Raw genomic sequence first — 15,823 nt, 5'->3', positions numbered from 1 at the left:
GTTGAGTAATAACGAGGGACGCGGGTCACCCACCCGCGCCCTCGTCCTGCATCCGGTCCTGCCTGAGGACCGGAACGACGCCCGCGACCCGGAAAGCCGCCTTGAAGAGGCGGTGGGTCTGGCTGCCGCCATCGAGCTTGACGTCGTCTATGCCCGCGCCATCCGCGTCGCCCGCCCGCGCCCCGCCACCCTTTTGGGGACCGGCGCGGTGGAGGAGGTGGCTGTCCTGCTGAAGGAGGCGGAAATCGGTCTGGTCATCGTCGACCAGCCGCTGACCCCCATTCAGCAGCGCAACCTGGAACGCGACTGGAAGGCCAAGGTCATCGACCGTACCGGCCTGATTCTGGAAATCTTCGGCAAGCGCGCCCGCACGCGCGAAGGCCAGCTGCAGGTGGAACTGGCGGCCCTGACCTATCAGCGCTCCCGCCTCGTCCGGTCCTGGACCCACCTGGAACGGCAGCGCGGCGGCTTCGGCTTCCTGGGTGGTCCCGGCGAAAGCCAGATCGAAATGGATCGCCGGCTGATCAGCGACCGCATCGTCAAGCTGAAGGGTGAACTGGAGGAGGTGCGCCGCACCCGTGGCCTGCACCGCAAGGCACGCGAGAAGGTGCCTTATCCCGTGGTGGCCCTGGTCGGCTACACCAATGCCGGCAAGTCCACCTTGTTCAACCGCATGGCCGGGGCGGATGTCTTCGCCAAGGATCTGCTGTTCGCGACGTTGGACCCGACCATGCGGTCGATCATGCTGCCGTCCAACCGCAAGATCATTCTGTCCGACACGGTGGGCTTCATCTCCGACCTGCCGCACGGCCTGGTGGAGGCGTTCCGCGCCACGTTGGAAGAGGTGATGGCCGCCGACATCATCCTGCATGTTCGCGACGTCTCCCACCCCGATACCGAGGCGCAGAAGGCCGACGTGGAGTCGGTTCTGAAGGGCCTGGGCATCGAGATCGACAGTGACGAGCGGGTGATGGAGGTCCTGAACAAGCTGGACCGGCTGGGCGAGGAGGATCAGCAGACCCTGCTGCGCCAGGCGCGGCGCAATGGCGGTATCGCCATCTCCGCCCTGACCGGTGACGGGCTCGACACCCTGTTCGATGCCATCGACCGCCGCATGGTGGCGGGGCGGGAGGTGGTGGAGGTCGATATCGACGTCACCGATGGTGCCGCCATTGCGTGGCTCTATGGCAAGGGGGAGGTGCTGGCGCGCGAGGATGACGAGAGGCAGGCGCATCTGCGTGTGGGTCTGGATCCGGCCGATCTGGCGCGTTTCCAGGACCGCTTTCCCTATCGCGTGCGCGAACACGCCTTCGCGTCATGAGCCTGCCCGATCCGGAAACGGTCGCCGCCATCGTCCGTGACGTGGCGGCGACGGAGATCGTGCCGCGCTTCCGTGCCCTGGCCAAAGGCGACATCCGCGAGAAATCGCCCGGCGATTTCGTCACCATCGCGGATGAGGCGGCCGAACGCGTCCTGACGGCCCGCCTCGCCCATCTGCTGCCCGGATCGTTGGTGGTGGGAGAGGAGGCGTGTGCCGCCGATCCAGCGATCCTGTCACGCATCACGGCGGGCACCGATCCCGTCTGGATCATCGATCCCGTGGACGGCACCGCCAATTTCGCCAATGGCCGCCCCATCTTCGCGGTGCTGCTGGCCCTGGCCGTGGGCGGTCAGACGGTGGCCGGTTGGATCTATGATCCGATCGGCAACCGCATGGCCATCGCCGAACGCGGGCAGGGTGCCTGGATGGCGGGTGAGCGCCTGACGGCCCGGCCCGGTGGTCCGCTGCCGGGGCTGCGCGGCTCGCTCTCCACTAAGTTCTTCGGTGCGGATGAGAAGAAGCGGCTGGAGACGTTGCGCCCGCACTTCGCCTCCACCTATCGCCTGTTCTGCGCCGCGCACGAATATCTGAACCTGCTGACCGGCCAGGGCCAGTTCGCCCTTTACAACCGCACAATGCCCTGGGACCACGCCGCCGGCGCCCTGGCCTATGCGGAGGCCGGCGGCGTGGTCGCCAAGCTGGATGGCAGCGCTTACGGCCCCGGCGACATCACCGGCGGCATCCTGCTGGCCGGCGACGAGGAGACGTGGACGGATTTGCGGCGGTTGCTGTTTCCGCAGATGTGAAGGGGGCTTCGGCTCCTGCTCACCCCTTCGCCTTCAACAGGTCGCGGATCTCGGTCAACAGCAATTCGCTCTTTGTCGGCTCCACCGGCTTGGCATCTTCCTTCTTCTTGAAGCGGTTCACCTGCTTGACCAGGATGAACACGGCCCAGGCCACGATGAAGAACTTGATGATGGCATTGATGAACAGGCCATAATTCAGGGTCGTGGCGCCCGCGTCCTTGGCGGCCTTCAAGGTCGCGTATTCCCCGCCCGACAGGCTGATGAAATAGTCGGAAAAATCGATGCCGCCCATGAGATAGCCGATGGGTGGCATCAGGATATCGTTGACCAGCGAGGTGACGATGGCCGTGAACGCGGCGCCGATGATGATACCGACAGCCAGATCGACGACATTGCCGCGGCTGATGAAAGTCTTGAATTCGTTCAGCATGGGTTCCCCGTTCCCATAAAGTGCGATCGCACGACAAACCAAGCGGCCCCCATGGCCCTTGCCTGGAAAAGCAGCATCTTCCATCGTGGCATGAATGGAAAGGAACAATCGATGCCGTCGTCCATGCCCCTTGTCCGCCCGTCCCCACCCGGTCTGGTCACCGACATCGCAGTCCTGGAAGCTTTGTACGGCCCGCCCGGCGCGCCATCGCTGGCCAAGGTGACGGACCATCTGACCGGCAGCTACCGTGCCTGGATCGCCGCATCCCCCTTCTTCGCGCTGGGTAGCGTCGGTCCGGCCGGCCTGGACGTCTCGCCGCGCGGGGATGCCGGCACGGCCGTCACCATCCGCGACGACCGTACCCTGCTGGTCCCAGACCGCCGCGGCAATAACCGCATCGATAGTCTGCGCAACATCGTGGCCGATCCGCGCGTGGCCTGCATGTTCCTGATCCCCGGCGTCAATGAATGCCTGCGCATCAATGGCCGCGCCGCCATCAGCATCGATCCCGACCTGTGCGACGGCCTGGCCATGCAGGGCCAGCTTCCGCGCTGCGTCCTGTGGATCGATATCGACGAGGTCTACTTCCAATGCGCCCGCGCTCTGATCCGCGCTGACCTCTGGGCCCAGGGTGCCAAGGGCCGCCCGCCGGGCATCCCCACGGCGGGCCAGATGACGGACGAGGCCAGCCATGGGGCCGAAGGCGGCCCCGCCTATGACGCCGCCCTTCCCGAACGCCAGCGCCGGACGCTCTGGTAAGTCTTGTGTGGTGAGGATACGATGTGGAGCCTGTTGCGTTTCATCGCCGTGCTGATCGGCGTTCTGCTGTTCCTGGTCCTGCCCATGGCGTTGCGCGATGCAATCCCGGACCCGCTGTTCAATGCCTGGGACGGTTTGCTGGCGCCCTTGCGCACGCCGGTCAATGCCTTCTGGTGGCAATATTTCCACCACTATGATCAGCAGCCCTTGTTCCAGCTGGCCACCCTGCTGACCCAGGCGGTGTTGATCACTATCGTGATTCTGGCCGTGCGCTGGCTGTGGCGTAAACGGACGGCGTGACGGTCCGCCCCCTCACAGCCAGTCCTGCAGCCGGTACCACAGCATCCCCAGCACCAGGGCCGGCATCCGCAGCCCCGGCGGTCCCGGAAAGGCCCGGTGCGGCACGCGGGCGAAGATGTCGAAGCGGCCGGCCTGTCCGGCGATGGCTTCGGCCATCACGCGGCCGGCGATGGCGGTCAGGGCGACGCCATGCCCGCTATAGCCTTGCGCGAAATATGTCGTCGGCGATACCCGACCCAGATGCGGCATGCGGTTCATGGTGATGGCCACATGCCCGCCCCAGCAATAATCGATGGCCAGATCATCCAGCTGCGGGAAATATTTCAGCATGGTCCGGCGCAGCGATTGCTTCAGGTCGGGCCGGTCGAACCCGGAATAGCTGACCCCGCCGCCAAACAGCAGCCGGTTATCCTTGCTGCGCCGATAGTAATTCAGCACGAAATTCACATCCGCCACGGCGATGCCGGATGGGATCAGGGCCGCCGCCCGCGCCGCGTCCATCGTTTCGGTCCCGATGATATAGGTACCGGCCGGCATCACCTTGCCGCGGATGGATGGGCAGACGCCACCCAGATAGGCATTGCCCGCCAGCACCAGGAATTTCGCCGACACCGTGCCCGTGGCGGTGGCGGCCAGCGGCCTGTCGCCCGTATCGATGCGCACCACGCGACTACCCTCATGGATGCGCACGCCCAGCCCTTCGGCCGCCCGCGCCAGCCCCAGCGCATAGTTCAACGGGTGCAGCTGCCCGCTGCCCGCGTCGAGCAAGCCGCCCAGGTAGGCGTCGGTGGCCACCATGGACCGGATCTCCTCCCGCCCCACCATCCGCGTCCGGGCATAGCCCAGCCCCTCCAGCTCCGCCTTGTGCTCTGCCAGCCCGGTCATGTGCCGGGGCTTCAATGCTGCCAGCAGATATCCCCATGTCAGGTCACAATCAATGGCGTGGCGCTCGACCAGGTCGGACAGCATGGCTTTGGCTTCTTCCGACAGGTTCCACAGATGGCGGGCATCGTCCTTGCCCACCCAGCCTTCGATCTCCCCGATCCCCTTGTTGAAGCCGGTGACGATCTGCCCGCCATTGCGCCCCGACGCACCCCAGCCGACGCTTTCCGCCTCCAGCACCACCACCGACAGCCCTTTGGATGCCAGCTCGATCGCCGTGACCAGCCCGGTGTAACCGCCGCCGACGATGCAGACATCGGCGGACACATCGCCAATCAGCATCGGGCGGGCCGGTGTCGAATGGGCGGTATCGGCATACCAGGAGGGCGCATGGGACATGGAACAAACTCGACACATCTGGAGATAATTGGCGCCCATTCTGGCCCATCTAGGCAAGGCTGAGCAAGCCATGGCGCTTTATTGCCCGCCTTGGTGAATTCCTGCTGGAAATACCGGCTGTGACATGCAATGGAAATCATCGGCAACAGGGGCGCCGATGGCCGCCAGCCGCAACCTTTGATCCCTTGCCGGCTCACGGGGAAACGACGACGTGCAGACCCTTGTCAATAATGTCGGCCCCTTGCTGACCCAGATGTTCGAGCAGACGCCAACCTTCATGGCGTTGCTGCGCGGGCCCGAACACCGTTTCGAACTGACCAACCCTGCCTATCAGCGGCTGGTGGGCGGCCGTGACGTGCTGGGCCGGCCAATGGCCGAGGCGTTGCCCGACGTCGCCGCCCAGGGCTTCGTTGCCATTCTGGATCAGGTCTACCGCACGGGCGTGCCCTATCGCGGCACCGGCATGCGGTTCTCCATGCAGGCAACCCCGGACGGCCCGGTGGAGGAATTCTATCTGGATTTCGTCTATCAGCCGCTGCGCAATGCGGAAGGGCAGGTGACGGGCATCTTCGTGGAAGGTTCCGACGTTACCGCCCGCACCCTGGCGGCCAGGGACAAGCAGGAGAGCGAGGCGCTGTACAAGAACCTGTTTGACGCCATCGACGAGGGGTTCTGCATCATCGAGTTCCTAGACGGTCCCCATGGGCCCGACAGCGACTATATCCATGTCCAGGCCAACGCCGCGTACACCCGCCATGCCGGTATCCCCGACGTGGTGGGGCGGAAGTTGCGCCAGTTGGTGGGGGAGGAGGCGGATGCCTGGGCGGCCCGCTATGGCGAGGTGCTGCGCACCGGCCGGCCCATCCGGTTTCAGCAGGAACTGGTGGCCACGGGCCGCTGGCTGGACCTGACGGCTGTGCGGGTGGAACCGGCCAGCCGCCGGCAGGTGGCCGTGCTGTTCCAGGACATCACCGACCGCCGCCGGGCCGAACAGGATTTGGCCACCCTGGCCGCCACCCTGGAAAGCCAGGTGCAGGCCCGCACGGCAGAGCTGATGGCGGCCGAAGACGCCCTGCGCCAGAGCCAGAAGATGGAGGCGGTGGGACAGCTGACGGGCGGGCTGGCCCATGATTTCAACAATATCCTGGCCGGCATCATGGGCAGCCTGGAGATGATGCAGGCCCGTCTGGCGCAGGGGCGGGTGGGCGACCTGGACCGGTTCATCAATGGCGCCATGGGCGCGTCGCGCCGCGCCGCCGGTCTGACCCAGCGCCTGCTGGCCTTCTCCCGCCGCCAGACCCTGGACCCCAAGCCACTCAACCTCAACAGCCTGACCAACGGCATGCTGGACCTGATCGGCCGTTCCGTGGGGCCGGAGATCGCGGTGGAGACGGTGGGGGCGGCCGGCCTGTGGACCACCTGTGCCGATGCCGGTCAGCTGGAAAACGCGCTGCTGAACCTGTGCCTGAACGCCCGCGACGCCATGCCCGATGGCGGCCGTCTGACCATCGAGACCTGCAACCGCTGGATGGATGAGCGCGGGGCCCGCATGCGCGGACTGGAGCCGGGCCAGTATGTCTCGCTCTGCGTCTCCGACACGGGCACCGGCATGCCGCCCGACGTGGTGGCCCGCGCCTTCGACCCGTTCTTCACCACCAAGCCCATCGGCCAGGGCACGGGTCTGGGCCTGTCCATGGTCTATGGCTTCGCCGGCCAGTCCGGCGGCTCCGCCCGCATCTATTCAGAGGTGGGCAAGGGCACGATGATCTGCATCTACCTGCCCCGCCACTTGGGCGACGCGCTGGGGGAGGATGAACCCGACCTGCCCGGCCTGGCCACAGCCACCGCCCCCGCCGACGGCCGCGACACCATCCTGGTCGTCGATGACGAACCCCTGGTGCGCATGCTGGCCGTGGAACAGCTGGAGGAATGCGGCTATGCCGTGCTGGAGGCCGAGGACGCCGCCTCTGCCCTGCGCCTGCTCAACGGCCCCCATCCCATCAGCCTGCTGGTCACCGATGTCGGCCTGCCCGGCGGCATGAACGGCCGCCAACTGGCCGACGCCGCACGGGAACTGCGGCCGGGGCTGGAGGTGCTGTTCATCACCGGCTACGCCGAAAACGCCGTGCTGAACCACGGGCACCTGGAGCCGGGCATGCATGTGATGACGAAGCCCTTCCAGATGGAGAGCTTCGCCCGGAAGGTGGGGGATTTGGTGACGCGGGGGTGATATTCTCTAGTATATTAGAAATCTAATTCTCGTAAAGTTTTTTGCGGTCCGTTTTGGATTGGGAGATATTTATTGGGTTTATTTTTTGATATAGTCATACGCTAAAATCGCAATGGAGGAATAAATGCCTTGGGTAAGATTTCCTATTTGGGACAAATGGGGCGACTTGACCCGGTTCTGGGTGGCAAGTGAGATAGCTATTTCATCTGAGCTTGGTCGTTGGGGCAATTTGCCTGCTTTGGACCTGACTGGTGTAATCATTAAGGACCCCACTGAAATTACGGATTTCAAGTGTAGTTTCCCTGATTTTATGGAGGCGCTTTCTGACAGCAACCGACTTTACTCTATGTTGTTGTTATCTTATACAGGCCTTGTTGAGGAACATGCGCGAAATACGATAGAGTATGCTATATCAGAAAAAAACGTATCAAGAAATCATTTTCCCGGTATGGATATTGTCCTGCCGGCTGATGAAGCTGCCGAGAAATATATTAAACATAATAGTGTCGAGGTTTGGGGGGGAGATGCTTGGCGTTGTCCGGCCGCAATTGGGGTGGATTAAATTGTCAGCAGTTTTCTATAATTGAAGTATTTTGTGTAAGAAACATGGCTGCCCATGGGTTGTCTACATTTTCTCAGTCAAGCTTTAATAGAGTTCAGAATGCTGGAGGAAATCCACCTAGGTGGAATGTTGGGGATGAAATATCTATAGATCGCAATATGTTTCGTGGGTTCGTATGGAATTTAAGGGAATTCGCCAGATTGTTGGCAGATGCGGCGGCGAATATATAGTTTTAATTTAAATCCAACGTGGCCATAAGTTAATCTGTGGGCTTGAGTAAATTTAGGTAAATGATATAAGTAATGGATAAGTTTCTATATAAAACCATTCACCAAATTTATCTCTAATTTGACCTTATATTAATTATAATATTAATTATTTGCAGTATAAAATATAATTAAAATATAATTTTGTGCAATTGTATTGTAATTTTATTGTATTGATGCCGTATTTATTAAACAGATTACCCCGACCGCAGATACTTCACCGCCCCATCCCGTTCAAACAAATACAGCAGCGTCCGCAGCGCCTTGCCCCGTTCCGTCACCAGTTCCGGGTCGCGCTCCACGATCAGCCGCGCATCATCGCGCGCCACGGCCAGCAGGTCCCCATGTACCGCCAGATCGGCCAGCCGGAATTCCGGGATGCCCGATTGTTTGGTGCCCAGCATCTCCCCCGCGCCGCGCAGTTCCAGGTCCTTTTCGGCGATCAGGAACCCGTCCTCGGTATCCTTCATCACGCCCAGCCGCTGGCGCGCCACCTCGCCCAGCGGCTGGTAATAGAGCAGCAGGCAGGTGCTGGCGCCGGTGCCGCGCCCCACCCGGCCGCGCAACTGGTGCAACTGGGCCAGGCCGAACCGTTCGGCATGTTCGATGACCATGATCGTGGCTTCCGGCACGTTCACGCCGACCTCAATCACCGTGGTGGCGACCAGCACGTCCAGGCGGCCTTCGGCAAAGTCGGCCATGACCTTGTCCTTGTCCGGCCCCTTCATCTTGCCATGGATCAGACCCACGCGAGTACCCAGCCGCTCCACCAGGGCCGCGTGCCGGTGGGTGGCGGCGGCCAGATCCACCTGCTCACTCTCCTCCACCAGGGGGCAGACCCAATAGATGCGCTGGCCCGACGCGATGGCCCGGTGCAGGCCGCCCGCCACCTCCTCCAGCCTTTCGGCATGCATGACCACCGTCTTCACCGGCTGGCGCCCCGGCGGCTTTTCGTCCAGGCGGGAGACATCCATGTCGCCATAGACGGTCAGGGTCAGGGTGCGGGGGATGGGCGTGGCGGTCATCACCAGCGTGTCCACCCCGCGCCCCTTGGCCGCCAGTTGCAGGCGCTGATGCACGCCGAACTTGTGCTGTTCATCGATGACCGCTATGGCCAGGTCGGCGAAGGCCACCTCGTCCTGGAACAGGGCGTGGGTGCCGACCAGGATGTCGATCTCCCCCGCCGCCAGGCTTTCCAGCAGGGCGGCCCGCGCCTTGCCCTTGTCGCGGCCCGTCAGCACGGCGAGTTTCACACCGGCCGCCTCGCATAGCGGCGCCAGCGTCTCCATATGCTGCCTCGCCAAAATCTCCGTGGGCGCCATCAGGGCCGCCTGCGCACCCGTCTCCACGGCGTTCAGCATGGCCATCAGCGCCACGATGGTCTTGCCGCTGCCGACATCGCCCTGCAACAGCCGCAGCATGCGGGCCGGGTCCGCCATGTCGGCATAGATCTCGTTCAGCGAGCGTTCCTGCGCATGGGTCAGGCGATAGGGCAGGGCACCGGCCACGGCGGCACGCAGCCTCCCGTCCCCCGCCGTCTCCCGCCCGCTCAGCTTGCGCTGCTGCGCGCGGACCAGGACCAGGGCCAACTGGTTGGCCAGCAACTCGTCGAACGCCAGCCTTTGCCGCACCGGCCCCAGCGGGTTGATATCCGCCTCGTCCACCGGATTGTGCAGGCGTGTCAGGGCGCTGTGCCAATCCGGCCAGTCCCGCTTCTTCAGCCAGGCCGCATCCTGCCATTCCGGCAGCGCCTCGGCCCGGCTCAACGCCGCCTGGATGGCGGTGCGCAGCGGTTTGGGGTTCAGGCCGCCGGTCAGCGGATATGTCGGCTCCGTCGCGGCCGGCGGCGCCCCCTCATCGGCGGGGGCGGCGTGTTCGGGGTGGGCGATCTGAAGATGGTTGTTATAATATTCCGCCTTGCCGGCCACGATGATCTTCGTGCCCACCGGCAGCTTTTTTTCCAGCCAGTCGCCCTTGATATGGAAATAGACCAGATCCATCGATCCGCTATGGTCGGTGCAGCGGATGCGATAGGGCCTATTATGGGCCATGGGCGGGGCATGCCCGTCCACCCGGACGGTCAGCAGCACATGCCGCCCGTCCGGCACCTCCGCAATGCTGGGCACCAGGATACGGTCCACCACGCCCACCGGCTTGTGCCAGAGCAGGTCGACGACATGCGGGCCGGCCAGCTTCTCAGCCAGCTTGCCCAGGCGCGGGCCCAGGCCGGGCAGGCTGGTCACGGGTGCAAACAGCGGAAACAGGATGGCGGGACGCAAGGGCAGGGACCCAATCTGTCGGCGGCGGGGCAGGGGACGGCTGACAGCCGGCCCCCCCAGGTTCTATATCAAAGCCCAGCTTCAAACCGGAACCCTGATGATGATCGATCTTCCCGATACCCAACTCGACCCCCGCCGCAAGCGCCTGATCTTCCGCAGCGACCATCGCGGCACCAAGGAGATGGATCTGCTGCTGGGCAGTTTCGCCCGCAAGCACATCGCCACGATGGACGAGGTCCTGGTCGACCGGTTCGAGGTGCTGTTGGAACTGTCCGACCCCGACCTCTATAACTGGATCACCGGCCAGGAGCCGACCCCGGCGGAATGGGAAGGGCCGCTGATGGACATGCTGCGGGTGCATCGATATCGGTGAGGGGGCAGGAATACGTCCCCGTTTTGTTCCCCTCCGCCGCGATCCCTGCTATACCCGCCCCGTCGCCGCAGCAGCAAAGCCCGTCCCATGAGCCTGATCCCCACGCCCGACCTCGCGCTGAACCTGGGCCATCCCCGCCGCATGTTGCTGGCGGGCGCGCCGGACGGGCAGGATGCGCGCCTGCTGGCGGCACTGGCCCGGCGCGGCGGCAATGCCGGCCTGCTGCATGTGGCCAGCGACGATGCCCGCGCCGCCCGGCTGGCCGAGGCGGTGTCGTTCTTCGACCCGTCCATCGAGGTGCTGGGCTTCCCGGCCTGGGACTGCCTGCCCTATGACCGCGTCTCGCCCAACGGGGAGATCGTGGCCCAGCGCATCACCACCCTGACCCGCCTGCTGCGCCCCGCCGGCAAGCCGTTCCTGGTGATCACCACCGTCAACGCCCTGGTACAGAAGCTGCCGCCCCGTCTGGCCTTCCGCAATGCCAGCTTTGCCGCCAAGGTGGGGGCGCGCATCAATGTGGCGGAGCTTCAGCGCTTCCTGACCCAGAACGGCTATATGCGGGCGCAGACGGTGCGGGAGCCGGGTGAATTCGCCGTGCGCGGCGGCATCATCGACCTGTTCCCGCCCGGCAGTGCGGAGGCGCTGCGCCTGGACCTGTTCGGCGACGATCTGGACGGGGTACGCAGTTTCGATCCGATGACGCAGCTGACGGTGGACAAGCGCGACACCTTCCTGCTGACGCCGATGTCGGAAGTGTTCCTGGACGAAATGTCGATCCAGCGCTTCCGCACCGGCTATCGCGAGCATTTCGGCGCCGTCACCGATGACGACCCGCTCTATGAGGCGGTCAGCGCGGCGCGCAAGCATGCCGGCATGGAACATTGGCTGCCCCTGTTCCACAGCTCGCTGGAAACGCTGTTCGACTATCTGCCCGACGCGTCTGTCACGCTGGACGCCAATGTCGAACAGGCCCGCGATGAACGCCTGGAACAGGTCCAGGATTTCTATTCCGCGCGGCGCGCCATGGTGGAGGCGGAGAAGAAGTCCGGCAACCCCGCCTACAAGCCCATTCCGCCTTCGCTGCTGTTCCTGGATGGCGATACGTTCGACCGCCATCTGGCTGTGCGCGCCGTGGCTCAGCTCTCGCCCTTTGCCGCCATCGAGGGCGAGACCTCGAACAAGGACATGGCCGATGGCGGCGGTCGCAAGGGCCGCGATTTCGCCGATGCCCGCGTCCAGTCCGGTGTGAATGTCTATGACGTGCTGCGTGAGCATATCGAGGCGCTGAACCGCGATGGCCGCACCACCATCATCGCCGGCTACACCACCGGTTCCCGCGACCGGCTGCTGTCGGTGCTGAAGGAACATGGCCTGACCAAACTGAAGGCGGTGGATGCCTGGGCCGACCTGAAGGACCTGCCCAAGGGCACCACGGCCCTGATCGTGCTGCCGCTGGACCATGGCTTCACCGCCCCCGGTCTGGCCGTCATCACTGAACAGGATATCCTGGGCGATCGCCTGGTCCGCGCGGGATCGAAGAAGAAGCGCCGCAACGCCAATTTCATTGCCGAGGCGGCGTCGCTGAACCCGGGCGACTTCGTCGTCCATATCGACCATGGCATCGGCAAATATGATGGTCTGGAGACCCTGACCGTCGGCGGTGCCCCGCATGATTGCCTGCGCCTGATCTATGAGGGCGGGGACAAGCTCTATGTGCCGGTGGAGAATATCGAGGTCCTGTCGCGCTATGCCAGCGAGGAGGCGGGTGCCACGCTGGACAAGCTGGGCGGTGCCGGCTGGCAGTCGCGAAAGGCGCGGGTCAAGCGCCGGCTGAAGGACATGGCCGACGCCCTGCTGCGCATCGCCGCCGAACGCGCGCTCCGCCGGGCGGAATCCGTGCCCATCCCCGATGGCGCCTGGGACGAGTTCTGCGCCCGCTTCCCCTATGCGGAGACGGACGACCAGTTGCGGGCCATCGATGACGTGATCGAGGATCTGGGCTCCGGCAAGCCCATGGACCGGCTGATCTGCGGCGATGTCGGCTTCGGCAAGACGGAGGTGGCCTTGCGCGCCGCCTTCCTGGCCGTGATGGCCGGCAAGCAGGTCGCGGTCGTCGTCCCCACCACCCTGCTGGCCCGCCAGCATGCCCGCACCTTCAGCACCCGTTTTGCCGGACTGCCCGTCCAGATCGGCCAATTGTCGCGCATGGTGACGGCCAAGGAAACCAGCCAGACCAAGCAGGGCGTGGCCGACGGCACCATCGACATCGTCATCGGCACCCACGCGCTGCTGGGCAAGGGTGTGGATTTCAAGCGCCTGGGCCTGGTCATCGTCGACGAGGAACAGCATTTCGGCGTGAAGCAGAAGGAGCGGCTGAAGGAGCTGCGCGCCGATGTGCATGTGCTGACCCTGTCGGCCACGCCCATCCCCCGCACCTTGCAACTGGCCCTGTCGGGCGTGCGCGAACTGTCGGTGATCGCCACGCCGCCGGTGGACCGGCTGGCCGTGCGCACCTTCGTCCTGCCGTTTGATCCCGTGGTGATCCGCGAGGCCATCCTGCGCGAGCATCACCGGGGCGGGCAGAGCTTCTATGTCTGTCCGCGCGTGGAGGATCTGGACAAGGTCCGCGTCCGGCTGGAGGAACTGGTGCCGGAGGTGAAGCTGATCACCGCCCATGGCCAGATGGCGGCGACGGAGCTGGAGGACGTGATGACGGCCTTCGATGACGGCAAGTACGACGTGCTGCTGGCCACCAACATCATCGAATCCGGTTTGGACATCCCCCGCGCCAACACCATGATCGTCCACCGCGCCGACCTGTTCGGCCTGGCCCAGCTTTACCAGATCCGCGGCCGCGTCGGCCGGTCCAAGGTGCGGGGATATGCCTACCTGACCTATCAGCCCAAGACGGTCCTGTCCGCCACGGCGCAGCAGCGCCTGCACGTGCTGGAAACGCTGGACAGCCTGGGCGCGGGGTTCCAGCTGGCCAGCCACGACATGGATATCCGCGGTGCCGGCAACCTGCTGGGTGAGGAACAATCCGGCCAGATCCGCGAGGTCGGCGTGGAGCTTTACCAGCAGATGCTGGAGGAAGCAGTGGAGGCTGCGCGCGGCGGCCTGTCCGACGCCCAGGTGGCCGAAGATGCCTGGTCGCCGCAGATCGCTCTGGGTATGCCGGTCCTGATCCCCGACCATTATGTACCCGACCTGGGCGTGCGCCTGACCCTCTATCGCCGCCTGTCGGACCTGGCCGGCAAGGACGAGGTGGAGGCGTTCGGCGTGGAGCTGATCGACCGGTTCGGCAAGCTGCCGCCGGAGGTGGACAATCTGCTGCGCCTGATGGAGATCAAGCGCCTGTGCCGGGAGGCCGGGGTGTCCAACTTGGATGCCGGACCCAAGGGCGCCACGGTCGGCTTCCGCAATAACAGCTTCAAGAACCCGGCCAAGCTCGTTGAATTCATTCAAAAACAGGCCGGCACTGCCAAGTTGCGCCCCACCGACCACAAGCTGGTCTTCCTGCGTCCCTGGGAAAGTGACGAAACCCGCATGGCCGGTGCCCGCACCCTGATGCAGGCACTGGCCCAGATGGCGGCCGGGCAGAAGGTAACGGCGGATCTGCCTCCGCCGCCCCCACCTCCACCCCCTCCACCGCCCCCCAAGCCGCTGGTGAAGCGGCCCCCGTTCGGGGCAGCGAAGCGGCGGTGGTGAGGGGGAAAGCGCAGCACCCCCTTGTCAGCCGTAGTCGGGTCGAGCCGCAGGCGAGCCCCGACAAGCGACGGTGCATTGAATGTCGGGGCTCGGGCTTTGCCCTCGACCCGACCTACGGCGATCGAACCAGACAGACCCTAGAGTCTGTCTGGTTTAGATAGGATCTCTAATCCCGCCTTCCCGGCGAAGGCCGGGACCCAGGGGCCACAGGAACAGACCTCTACGCAGCGTCCAGCAAAGCTGCCGAGAGGTGGGGCGCTTGGCTCCTGGGTCCCGGCCTTCGCCGGGAAGGCGGATAAAGGTGCGATTCCACTTAAACCTTACAGACCCTAATCCGCCCTACCGCACCCCGGTCCCGCTGATCCACCCGCCGCCCAGCATGCGCTCGCCATCATAGAACACGGCCGCCTGACCCGGTGAAATCCCGTACTGGGCGGCATCCAGCTCCACCACCGCATTGCCATCCCCATGCAGCACCAGCGTTGCCGCCGCCGGGTGTTGGGCGGAGCGCAGCTTCACCGACACCGGCATGGGCACGCCCACTGCCGGCTTGCCCAGCCAGTTCAGTTCCCGCACCGTCACCCTGTCCCGCGCCAATGCTGCGCGCGGCCCCACCACCACCTGGTTGGCCACCGGATCGACGCGCACGACATAGAGCGGGTCGACATCGTCGCCGGCGTCGGTCTTGCGCCCGCCGATGCCCAGGCCCTTGCGCTGGCCCACCGTATAATGGATCACGCCGTCATGCCGGCCCATGATCGTGCCATCGACATGCACGATCTCCCCCGGCCGCACGGCCCCCGGCCGCAGCTTTTCCACCACCTTGGCGTAGCCGCCGGTGGGCACGAAGCAGATATCCTGGCTGTCGGGCTTGTCGGCCACGGCCAGGCCCAGCGCGTCGGCGATGGCGCGGGTTTCCGTCTTCGGTTTGTCCCCCAGCGGGAAGCGCAGGAAATCCAGCTGAGGCTGCGTGGTGGCGAACAGGAAATAGGACTGGTCGCGACTATGGTCAGCCCCGCGCAGCATCGCGGCACGGCCATCCACCATCTCGCGGCGCGCATAATGGCCGGTGGCCATGCAATCTGCCCCCAGTTCGCGCGCCTGGTCCAGCAGATCCTTGAACTTGACCGTCTGATTGCAGCGGACACAGGGGATCGGCGTCTCCCCCTTCAGATAGGTGTCGACGAAATCATCCATCACCGAGTTCTTGAACCGGCTTTCATAATCCAGAACATAGTGCGGGATGTCGATCTGGTCGGCGACGCGGCGGGCATCATAGATGTCCTGGCCGGCGCAGCAGGCGCCCTTCTTGCCGACCGTCATGCCGTAATCATAGAGCTGCAGCGTGATGCCGACGACGTCATAGCCTTCACGCCGCAGCATGGCCGCGGCCACGGAACTGTCGACGCCGCCGGACATGGCGACGACGACACGGGTATCGGCCGGGGCCTTATCGATGCCAAGCGAGTTCATGGGCGATATATAGCCGCAAACCGCGCCGCGACAAT

General features: G+C 64.5%; 12 protein-coding genes. 8 read left to right on the top strand and 4 right to left on the bottom strand.

The features are described from left to right. The first annotated feature begins 1 nt into the window (after position 1). On the top strand, positions 2–1,321 hold the full coding sequence (gene hflX, locus AC1Q7F_RS10065; protein ID WP_492506278.1) for a GTPase HflX: 1,320 nt from the start codon (positions 2–4) through the stop codon (positions 1,319–1,321). Continuing rightward, on the top strand, positions 1,318–2,127 hold the full coding sequence (locus AC1Q7F_RS10060; RefSeq protein ID WP_492506277.1) for an inositol monophosphatase family protein: 810 nt from the start codon (positions 1,318–1,320) through the stop codon (positions 2,125–2,127). Before hflX ends, AC1Q7F_RS10060 begins: the two co-directional genes overlap by 4 nt. A gap of 19 nt (positions 2,128–2,146) precedes the next feature. Here the strand turns inward: AC1Q7F_RS10060 and mscL are convergent, their stop codons facing one another. Further along, positions 2,147–2,557, bottom strand: a complete 411-nt coding sequence (mscL, locus tag AC1Q7F_RS10055) for a large conductance mechanosensitive channel protein MscL (protein WP_492506275.1) — start codon at positions 2,555–2,557, stop codon at positions 2,147–2,149. Positions 2,558–2,668: 111 nt separating this feature from the next. Between mscL and AC1Q7F_RS10050 the strand changes: the two genes are divergently transcribed. Continuing rightward, entirely contained in the window at positions 2,669–3,316 is a 648-nt protein-coding gene (locus tag AC1Q7F_RS10050; protein WP_492506273.1) for a pyridoxamine 5'-phosphate oxidase family protein, read from the top strand. A 21-nt stretch (positions 3,317–3,337) separates the two neighbouring features. Further along, entirely contained in the window at positions 3,338–3,616 is a 279-nt protein-coding gene (locus tag AC1Q7F_RS10045; protein ID WP_492506271.1) for a hypothetical protein, read from the top strand. A gap of 12 nt (positions 3,617–3,628) precedes the next feature. On the opposite strand, the gene AC1Q7F_RS10040 is transcribed toward AC1Q7F_RS10045, so the two are convergent. Then, entirely contained in the window at positions 3,629–4,897 is a 1,269-nt protein-coding gene (locus AC1Q7F_RS10040) for an NAD(P)/FAD-dependent oxidoreductase (RefSeq protein WP_492506269.1), read from the bottom strand. A 211-nt stretch (positions 4,898–5,108) separates the two neighbouring features. Between AC1Q7F_RS10040 and AC1Q7F_RS10035 the strand changes: the two genes are divergently transcribed. Further along, the gene (locus tag AC1Q7F_RS10035) at positions 5,109–7,127 is read left to right on the top strand and encodes a PAS domain-containing protein (RefSeq protein WP_492506267.1); all 2,019 of its coding nucleotides are present in this window, start codon (positions 5,109–5,111) and stop codon (positions 7,125–7,127) included. 124 nt (positions 7,128–7,251) lie between these two features. After that, positions 7,252–7,689 (top strand): hypothetical protein, encoded by a 438-nt coding sequence (locus AC1Q7F_RS10030; protein ID WP_492506265.1) that lies wholly within the window; start codon positions 7,252–7,254, stop codon positions 7,687–7,689. A 463-nt stretch (positions 7,690–8,152) separates the two neighbouring features. On the opposite strand, the gene recG is transcribed toward AC1Q7F_RS10030, so the two are convergent. Then, a complete protein-coding gene (gene recG, locus AC1Q7F_RS10025) occupies positions 8,153–10,234 on the bottom strand; it encodes an ATP-dependent DNA helicase RecG (protein WP_492506263.1) in 2,082 nt (693 codons plus the stop codon). Positions 10,235–10,331: 97 nt separating this feature from the next. Between recG and AC1Q7F_RS10020 the strand changes: the two genes are divergently transcribed. Then, complete coding sequence (locus AC1Q7F_RS10020) at positions 10,332–10,607, top strand: succinate dehydrogenase assembly factor 2 (protein WP_492506261.1); 276 nt, start codon at positions 10,332–10,334, stop codon at positions 10,605–10,607. An 87-nt stretch (positions 10,608–10,694) separates the two neighbouring features. Next, positions 10,695–14,315, top strand: coding sequence for a transcription-repair coupling factor (gene mfd / locus AC1Q7F_RS10015; RefSeq protein WP_492506259.1), 3,621 nt, complete (start codon positions 10,695–10,697; stop codon positions 14,313–14,315). Positions 14,316–14,654: 339 nt separating this feature from the next. On the opposite strand, the gene mnmA is transcribed toward mfd, so the two are convergent. Next, positions 14,655–15,788 (bottom strand): tRNA 2-thiouridine(34) synthase MnmA, encoded by a 1,134-nt coding sequence (gene mnmA / locus AC1Q7F_RS10010; protein ID WP_492506257.1) that lies wholly within the window; start codon positions 15,786–15,788, stop codon positions 14,655–14,657. Positions 15,789–15,823 lie beyond the last annotated feature (35 nt).

This window comes from Niveispirillum sp. GW835-FHT14G11 (assembly GCF_058793615.1).
This window is presented reverse-complemented; position numbering and strand designations above follow the sequence as displayed.